The following is a 1,724-nucleotide window of genomic DNA, read 5'->3' on the forward strand; positions in this document are numbered from 1 at the left end:
CGTAAATTGAATTCTCGTAGGTAAAAACTTCACCTCCAGTCTTGCATAAATCATGTAAATGCGGATTCCGAACCGTGGCCATGGCCGTTTGTGCTTTTCCTTCTTCCCGTAGGCGAAGGACCGACAGGAAGGAGGCCCTCATGGGGGATTCCAAGGGCGGTAGGCGCCCACTCACCTACGACGACAGGCTCGCGATAGAGCGTGGCCTGAACAGAGGGGACAGGATAGCGTGGATCGCGAGGACGATTGGCCGCGCGCCCAAGGTGGTCGCCGAGGAGGTAAAGCGCAACTGGACCGACGACCCCCAGGGAATGCTCGTGGTCCGAACCCGCAACATCTGCTCGAAGGCGGGGCTCTGCGAGGTGCGCGGGCTGTGCAAGGGCATGTGCAGGGCGCGCTGCAGCAGGTGCAAGGACTTCCTCTGTAACTCGCTCTGTCCCGATTTCGAGGCGAAGCCGTGCGAGAAGCTGGCAAGGAGCCCGTTCTGCTGCAACGCCTGCCCGAGCAGGGTCGGCGGCGGGTGCCGTCATCCCTATAGGTACTACCAGGCGAAATGGGCCCAAGACGCAGCCGACGCCAGGCGCAGCGAGTCCAGGCAGGGGATAGACTGCGACCCCGAGGCGTTCGAGAGCGCGATAACCCTGATATCGGACGGCCTCGCCAAAGGCCAGAGCCCGCAGCACATATTCGCCGCGAACCCCGGCGCCATACCGTTCGGCGTGCGCAGCCTCTACAACTACCTCGGCGGCGCCAAGGCGGGGGATCTGTCGAAGCTCGACCTGCCGAAGGCCGTACGCTACAAGCCCAGGTCGAAGTCGAAGTCCGCCAAATCCTCCAACATTCCGCGCGAGGTGCTCGAGGGGAGGCGGTGGACGGATTTCTGCGCCCTCGAACAGGCCGACCGCGACAACGCCGTCGAGATGGACACGGTGGTCGGGAGGCAGGGCAGGGACTCGCAGTGCATCTTGACGCTGTTCGTCAGGCGCATAGGGTTCCAGTTCTACATCCTCCTGCCGGACAAGTCGGCGACCAGCGTGGTCGAGGCGCTCGACACCCTCCAGGAGCTCTGCGGGCCCCGTTTCTCCCAGGCCTTCGGCCTGATCCTCTGCGACCGCGGGAGCGAGTTCAGCGATGCGGAGCGCATCGAGCACGGCAGGAACGGCGTGAAGCGGCTGAGCCTCTTCTACTGCGATCCGCTCCAGAGCCAGCAAAAGGGACGTTGCGAGCGCTGCCACGAGGAGCTTAGGCGGATACTGCCGAAGGGAAAGACGAACTTCGACGCCTTGACCTGCCGCGACATGGCGGCGTGCATGAGCCACGTGAACAGCTACCTTCGCGGCAAGATGGACTGGATGGCGCCCGTCGAGATGGCGCGCCTCGTGCTTCCGCAAGGGCTCCTCGACGCGTACGGGGTCGAGGAGATAGAGCCGAAGGAGGTGAACCTCACACCGCACCTCGTGCCTCACGCGATAACCCTGATCTAGCTAGTCTGGGGCACCGCATCATATCGCCGATTTCTTTACCTGCAGTCTTTCAAAACCAGCGACGCGGGCCTGACCTGGTGCTGTCTCAAACGGTTGCCGTCTACACATAACGGACTGCGAAGGCGGTCGATTGAAAAAGTGCAGGTAATAGATGGAACGCCGCGACCTCGAAATTGAAAAGGTAGAAGTAAACAGCCCTCTGATCTGCATAAACGTTAACTTACGAGAATTCAATCAACG

At 61.6% G+C, this 1,724-nt stretch carries 1 protein-coding gene; it reads left to right on the forward strand.

The genetic code is table 11. The features are described from left to right. The first annotated feature begins 140 nt into the window (after positions 1 to 140). Complete coding sequence (locus tag GT613_RS15205; RefSeq protein WP_161172728.1) at positions 141 to 1,484, forward strand: IS30 family transposase; 1,344 nt, start codon at positions 141 to 143, stop codon at positions 1,482 to 1,484. The last annotated feature ends 240 nt before the right edge of the window (positions 1,485 to 1,724 follow it).

It is taken from the genome of Eggerthella sp. BIOML-A4, from assembly GCF_009875575.1.
Classification (GTDB): domain Bacteria; phylum Actinomycetota; class Coriobacteriia; order Coriobacteriales; family Eggerthellaceae; genus Eggerthella; species Eggerthella lenta.